This window comes from Paraburkholderia ribeironis (assembly GCF_900019265.1).
GTDB lineage: Bacteria > Pseudomonadota > Gammaproteobacteria > Burkholderiales > Burkholderiaceae > Paraburkholderia > Paraburkholderia ribeironis.
The window spans coordinates 216,505-223,575 of sequence record NZ_CYGX02000047.1; the positions used below are offsets into that span (position 1 = coordinate 216,505).

The following is a 7,071-nucleotide window of genomic DNA, read 5'->3' on the forward strand; positions in this document are numbered from 1 at the left end:
GAAGTTGGACACGCAAGGCTCCCAACCCTACATAAATATCCGCCTTGTACAAAAGATTCGTAATCCTTGGAGATCATTCGATGAAAAAGTCGCTTCTCGCTCTCGCAGCACTGGGCGCATTTGCAGGCGTCGCACATGCTCAGAGCAGTGTGACCCTGTACGGTATCGTTGACGTTGGTATCAACATGAACACCAACGCCGGCGGCTTCCACAAGTACGACATGTCCAGCGGCGTTCTGCAAGGCTCGCGTTTCGGCCTGCGCGGCACGGAAGATCTGGGCGGCGGTCTGAAGGCGCTGTTCGTGTTGGAAAACGGCTTTGACGTGACCAACGGCAAGCTCGGCCAAGGCGGCCTGATGTTCGGTCGTCAAGCTTACGTCGGCCTGTCGAGCCAGTTCGGCACGGTCACGCTGGGTCGTCAGTACGACTCCGTCGTCGACTACGTCGGTCCGCTGGAATCGGGCGACCAGTGGGGCGGCTACATCGGCGCTCACCCGGGCGACCTCGACAACTTCAACAACTCGTTCCGTACCAACAACACGATCAAGTACACGAGCGCCAACTACAACGGCCTGACGTTCGGCGGCACGTATAGCCTCGGCGGCCAGGCCGGCAACTTCACGGGCAACCAGATCTGGTCGTTGGGCGCAGGCTACAACAACGGTCCCCTCGTGCTCGGCGTCGGTTACTTGAACGCACGCACCCCGGCAGCATCGGGCGGCCTGTTCAACAACGGCGGCACGATTGCAACGAACACGCCGGCGACCGCTACTACCGCCGCAAACTTTGCAATCACCAGCCCGGTCTATGCTGGCTTCGCATCGGCTAACACGTATCAGGTGGTCGGCGCAGGCGGTGCCTACACGTTCGGCGCGGCAACGATCGGCCTGACCTACTCGAACATCCGCTTCGGCAACCTGGGCAAGACGTTCGCATCGCCGTTCACGGGCCAAACGGCTACGCTCAACAACGGCGAAATCAACTTCAAGTACCAGTTGACCCCGGCATTGCTGGTCGGCGCAGCGTATGACTACACGCGCGGCGCGGAAATCGCCAACACGTCGCGTGCCCAGTATCACCAAGGCTCGGTTGGCGTGGACTACTTCCTGTCCAAGCGCACCGACGTGTACGTAATCGGCGTGTACCAGCACGCTCTGGGCGAAACGCTGAGCGCGACGGGCTCGGTGGTCGACGCACACGCTGGCATCAACGGCCTGACGGGTTCGTCGACCAACAACCAGTTCGCAGCTCGTGTCGGTATCCGCCACAAGTTCTAATAAGTCGTAAAATCGCTGTATGTCTCAAAGGCGCCTTCGGGCGCCTTTTTTTATGGTGCACGCTGCGCGCCAATTCGGCTGGTTTGGAGCCTGCAGTTTGCGCAGTCTGGGCCGGTGGTCGCAAAAAAGGCCAGCAGACTTTCGTCTGCCGGCCCTCGCTCATTCCTGGCTGCGCGTTACCCGGGTTACTTCGCTTTCGCTGGCTGGGTGGTGCGAACTCCGGCGCGTGATGCGCTTACGCGCGTCCGTCGCGCAGCTCGCGACGCAGAATCTTGCCGACATTGCTCTTCGGCAGCTCCGTGCGGAATTCGACGGTTTTAGGCCGCTTATAGCCGGTCAATTGCGTTTTGCAGTACGCAAAGATGTCGGCGTCGGTCAGTGCCTCGTCTTTCTTCACGACGAACAGCTTGACCGCCTCGCCCGAATGCTGGTCGGGCACGCCGACCGCCGCGACTTCGAACACACCCGGCAATTTGGCGACCACGTCCTCTATTTCGTTCGGATAGACGTTGAAGCCCGACACCAGAATCATGTCCTTCTTGCGGTCGACGATCTTGACGAAGCCGCCTTCGTTCATCACGCCGACGTCGCCCGATTTGAAGAAGCCGTCCGCCGTCATCACCTTGGCGGTCTCCTCCGGGCGGTTCCAGTAGCCCGCCATGACCTGCGGCCCACGAATGCAGATCTCGCCCGGTCGACCGAGCGGCACTTCGTTGCCGTCGTCGTCGCGAATCGACACCTCGGTCGACGGCAGCGGCACACCGATCGTCCCGCTGTATTCGGTGACAGTGACCGGATTGCACGTCACGGACGGTGACGTTTCCGACAGCCCATATCCTTCGACGATCGGCGTATGCGTCAGCTCGAACCAGCGCTTCGCAACGACCTCCTGCACCGCCATGCCGCCGCCGTTTGCGGTGAGCAGCTTCGAGAAGTCGAGCTTGTGGAAATCCGGACTGTTTAGCAGTGCGTTATACAGCGTGTTGACGGCGGGGATCGTGTTGATCGCATAGCCTTGCAGCGCCTTGATCATGCCGGGGATGTCGCGCGGATTCGGAATCAGCACGCCGAGCCCGCCGGTGCGGATCGTCAGCAGTCCGCACACGGTCAGCGCAAACACGTGATAAAGCGGCAACGCAACGACGGTGATGAACTGATCGATGTCCGTGCGGTTCGCGCGCACTGGATTGAGCCAGACCTCAGACTGCAATACGTTGGCGATCAGGTTCCGGTGCAGCAGCGTCGCGCCCTTGGCCACGCCGGTCGTCCCGCCGGTGTACTGGAGAAACGCGACGTCGTTCGGCCCTTGCTGGACGGGCTTGAGACTCTGCCGCGCACCTTCGGCGATCGCGGTGTTGAATTTGACATGGCCCGGCAGATTCCACGCGGGCACCATCTTCTTCATCTTGCGCACGACGAAGTTGACCAGGGCGCCCTTCACGCCCATCAGATCGCCCATCGCTGCCACGACCACATGCTTGACCGCGGTGTTGCGCACGATCGCCTGCAACGTCACCGCAAAGTTTTCAAGCAGGATGATCGCTTCCGCGCCGCTGTCCTTCAGTTGATGCTCGAGTTCGCGCGGGGTGTAAAGCGGGTTCACGTTCACGACGACATAACCCGCACGCAGGATGGCGGCAATCGCCACCGGATATTGCAGCACGTTCGGCATCATGATTGCGATGCGCGCGCCGCGGACAAGGCCCTTCGACTGTAACCACGCGGCCAGCTTGCGCGACAGCGCGTCGAGTTCGCCGTAGCTCAGCTCCTTGCCCATGCAGACGAATGCCGGCTTCGCGCGGTGCTCGCGAAATGCTTCTTCGAGCAGTGCGGTAATCGACGCATAGCGGGTTGGGTCGATCTCTGCGGGAACGCCGGGCGGATATGATTTCAGCCAGATTTTGTCCATGCAGCGTCTCCTGATTTATTTTCGAATGGTCGTGCTAAAAACGCATCGTAGCACGCGCACCTCGCTGCTATTTGCGAAAAGCGGCCTGGTTAGACTGCAGCCTCGAACCGGCCACGGGACGAGCGCTGCGGGGATTTTTAGTGTGCTTCAGACGCGCTCGACTTCGACGAGGCAATCATAGAAGGTGGCCGATCCGCCCAGATCGGTGAGCGCCTGGCTCGTCACCTGGTTCGCATTGCGGCCGTCCGGCGCGAGCTTCTTCCACCAGATCGACAAACCGACGACAAGCCCTTCGCGCGCTTTGTCGGTGACGCGAGCCCGCGCCTGCATCGAACCGCGATCGTTGAAAATACGCACCAACTCGCCGTCGATAATGTGTCGCGCGTGCGCGTCCGTCGGATGGATGTCGAGGTGCGGCTCGCCTTCGGTCGCACGCAGACTTTCGATGTTCACGAAGGTGCTGTTCAGGAAATTGCGGGCCGGTGGCGAAATCATGGCGAGCGGGTAGCGGGCGGCGAGCTCAGGCGCGCCATCGGCGGACTCGTACGGCGGCAGGTAGTCCGGCAGCGGATCGAGACCCTGCTGCGCAAGGCGCTCGCTATAGAACTCGCATTTGCCGGAAGGTGTGCGAAAGCCACCCTCGGCGAACGGCGCGTCGGGCACGTTCAGCCTTGCCCAGCCGATTTTCTTCAGCGCCTCCCAGTCCGCGCCGTCGAGCGTATTGTCTTGCCACCGGAACGCGGCTTGCGCGATAGTCTCGTCGCTTTCGAACAGCGCCGGCTCGTCGAGGCCCATCCGGCGCGCGAGGCCGCGGAAGATCTCCGTGTTCGGACGCGCATCGCCGACGGGTGCAATCGCGGGCAGATTGAGCATCACGTGCGTATGTCCGTATGACTTGTGCACATCGAGATGCTCGAGTTGCATCGTGGCCGGCAGCAGCAGATCGGCATAGTCCGCGGTGTCGGTCTGGAAATGTTCGAGGACGATGGTGAAAAGATCTTCGCGCGCAAAGCCCGCCGCGACTCGCTCCGAATCCGGGGCAACGGCAACGGGATTCGAGTTGTAAACGACAATGGCTTCGATCCTGGGACCGAACGCGGCGTCGCCCGGATGGAGCAACGCATCGCCGATCGCGTTCATATTGACGACGCGGCTCGCCTTGGCCGGCCAACCCGGCATCAGATCTGGACGCTGCAGCGCATGCGAATCGACCGGAGCCCACCCGCTCGACGACAAGAGCGCACCGCCCGACCGCTCGCGCCACGCGCCAGTCAGCGACGGCAGGCAAGCGATCGCGCGAACCGCGTTGCCGCCGCCGCGCACCCTTTGCAGACCGTAATTCATGCGGATCGCGGCCTTCCTGGTACTGCCGTAAAGTCGCGCAAGATCGACGATCACCTGCTGTTCGATACCGCAAATTTCGCTAACACGCGATGGCGGATAACTGAGCGCACGAGCCTTCAGTTCGGCAAAGCCGAGCGTATAAGCCTCGATGTACGCATGATCGAGCAAGTTCTCTGTGATCAGCACGTGCATCATGCCGAGTGCCAGAGCGCCGTCGGTGCCGGGCTTCAGTGCAATGTGCTGGTGGCATTTTTCCGCCGTCAGCGAGCGATACGGGTCTATCGCGATCAGACGCGCGCCGCGTCGTTTGGCTTCCTGGGCGCGGGTCCAGAAATGCAGGTTCGACGCGATCGGATTTGCTCCCCAGATCAGGATCAGCTCACTCTCGGCGAAAAACTCGGTATGCATGCCGATGCCCGCGCCGTACGTGTACTTCAGGCCAGCCGCACCGGCAGCCGCGCAGATCGTGCGATCCAGCTGCGATGCGCCGAGCTTGTGAAAGAACCTTTGTGCGATGCTGTCGCCCTGGACCAGACCCATCGTGCCCGCGTAGCTGTATGGCAGGATCGATTCCGGCGCGCGGCGGGCAATCTCCGACAGACGAGTTGCCGCGAGTTCGAGCGCTTCGTCCCAGGTGATCGGCTCGAAGCGGCCCTCGCCTTTGCGGCCGATGCGCTTCATCGGGGTGGTCAGGCGATGCGGATGGTACACACGCTCCGCATAGCGACTGACCTTGGTACACAGCGCGCCCTGTGTCGGAGGATGGTCGGGATCGCCGACGACCTTGATCGCGCGGCCATGCTCGATGGTCACGCGCATCGCGCAGGTATCGGGGCAATCGTGTGGGCACACGGCGCGGACGAACTCGGTCGGGGCATTCATCGGCAATCCGTCCAGGGAAACAGTGAGCAAGGGCAATGCGAGATTTTATTACGGCCACCGACGGTTGGCCGGGGTGGTGCCGGCAATAATGCCTTCGGCGTAGAATCAGTTATCACCGTGCCCGGGCCGAACTGGCCTTGAGCGATCCCACGCAAGTCAAAGCACAACAGCTTCACCACTACATCATGAAACTGATTCCCGAAATCCTGGCCGCTCACGGCGAAATCCAGACCCTTCGACGAACGATTCACGCCCACCCCGAGTTGCGTTATGAAGAAACAATAACCGCCGATCTCGTGGCAAAGACTCTCGAGTCCTGGGGCATTGAAACTCATCGTGGACTCGGCAAGACAGGCGTCGTCGGCATACTGAAGCGCGGTAACAGTTCGCGTGCAATTGGCCTGCGGGCCGACATGGACGCACTGCCGATTCAGGAGCTGAACAGCTTCGAGCATCGGTCGAAGAACGACGGCAAAATGCACGCGTGCGGCCATGACGGACATACGGCGATGCTGCTAGGCGCAGCGCGACACCTGGCCAAACACGGCCAATTCGACGGCACCGTCGTGTTCATTTTTCAGCCGGCCGAGGAAGGCGGCGCCGGTGCACAGGCAATGATCGACGACGGTCTGTTCGTCAAGTTCCCGGTAGATGCGGTGTTCGGCATCCATAACTGGCCGGGTATGCCGGCCGGCCACTTCGGCGTGACCGAAGGTCCGATCATGGCGTCGAGCAACGAATTTCGCATTGAAATCAAGGGTGTGGGCTCGCACGCCGCACTACCTCACAACGGCCGCGACCCGGTCTTCACGGCCGTGCAGATTGCAACCGGGCTGCAGAGCATCATCACGCGAAACAAGAAACCGCTCGATACCGCGGTCTTGTCGATCACCCAGATTCACGCGGGCGATGCGGTCAACGTCGTTCCGGACGATGCGTGGATTGCGGGGACGGTGCGAACGTTTACCAACGAAACGCTCGATCTGATCGAAGCACGGATGCGCAAAATCGCGGAAAGTACCGCCGAAGCCTACGACTGCTCCGTCGCGATCCAATTCCACCGCAACTATCCCCCGACGATCAACAGTGGCGAGGAGGCGCGATTTGCGGCGGCGGTCATGAAGGAGATTGTGGGAGCCGAAAACGTCAACGAGGCAGTCGAACCGACGATGGGCGCCGAGGACTTCTCCTTCATGCTGTTAGCGAAGCCGGGTTGTTATGCGTTCTTGGGCAATGGCGATGGCGGCCATCGGGACGCGGGTCACGGCGCGGGACCTTGTATGCTGCATAACGCAAGCTACGACTTTAACGACGAATTGCTGCCTATCGGGTCGACGTATTGGGTCCGGCTTGCGCAACGCTTTCTTGCACAAGAGAAGTAGGAGTGGTTTCGTTGCTGGGACAAGAGGCGGCGCGCGGTAGGTTGTCGTTTGCGACGCGCTGGTCGTGGGGCGGCAATGCTTTTGTGTTAGCCGACTGATGGTGCGCGATTCGTGAGGGTTCGCGCATTGTGGCCGGCGTGCGCGGTGTTTTTCCGGCTGCGTTTCCGTTTCCCGCTGTCGTTCCGTGAGGCGCCGGCTGCAGGGTCCTGCCGGTACCGCTTCGCACCGCGCGCCCGGCGCGCGTAAACGCAGAAACCCCACCGGCGGTCCGGTGGGG

General features: G+C 61.5%; 4 protein-coding genes. 2 read left to right on the plus strand and 2 right to left on the minus strand.

Going from position 1 to position 7,071, the window contains the following annotated elements; all coding sequences use genetic code 11:
• The first annotated feature begins 80 nt into the window (after positions 1-80).
• On the plus strand, positions 81-1,277 hold the full coding sequence (locus tag BN2475_RS21845) for a porin (RefSeq protein ID WP_094781569.1): 1,197 nt from the start codon (positions 81-83) through the stop codon (positions 1,275-1,277).
• A 235-nt stretch (positions 1,278-1,512) separates the two neighbouring features.
• Here the strand turns inward: BN2475_RS21845 and BN2475_RS21850 are convergent, their stop codons facing one another.
• On the minus strand, positions 1,513-3,186 hold the full coding sequence (locus BN2475_RS21850) for a long-chain fatty acid--CoA ligase (protein WP_094781570.1): 1,674 nt from the start codon (positions 3,184-3,186) through the stop codon (positions 1,513-1,515).
• Positions 3,187-3,333: 147 nt separating this feature from the next.
• The gene (locus tag BN2475_RS21855; RefSeq protein ID WP_094781571.1) at positions 3,334-5,412 is read right to left on the minus strand and encodes a molybdopterin-containing oxidoreductase family protein; all 2,079 of its coding nucleotides are present in this window, start codon (positions 5,410-5,412) and stop codon (positions 3,334-3,336) included.
• Between the two features lie 185 nt (positions 5,413-5,597).
• Between BN2475_RS21855 and BN2475_RS21860 the strand changes: the two genes are divergently transcribed.
• The gene (locus tag BN2475_RS21860) at positions 5,598-6,794 is read left to right on the plus strand and encodes a M20 aminoacylase family protein (protein WP_094781591.1); all 1,197 of its coding nucleotides are present in this window, start codon (positions 5,598-5,600) and stop codon (positions 6,792-6,794) included.
• The last annotated feature ends 277 nt before the right edge of the window (positions 6,795-7,071 follow it).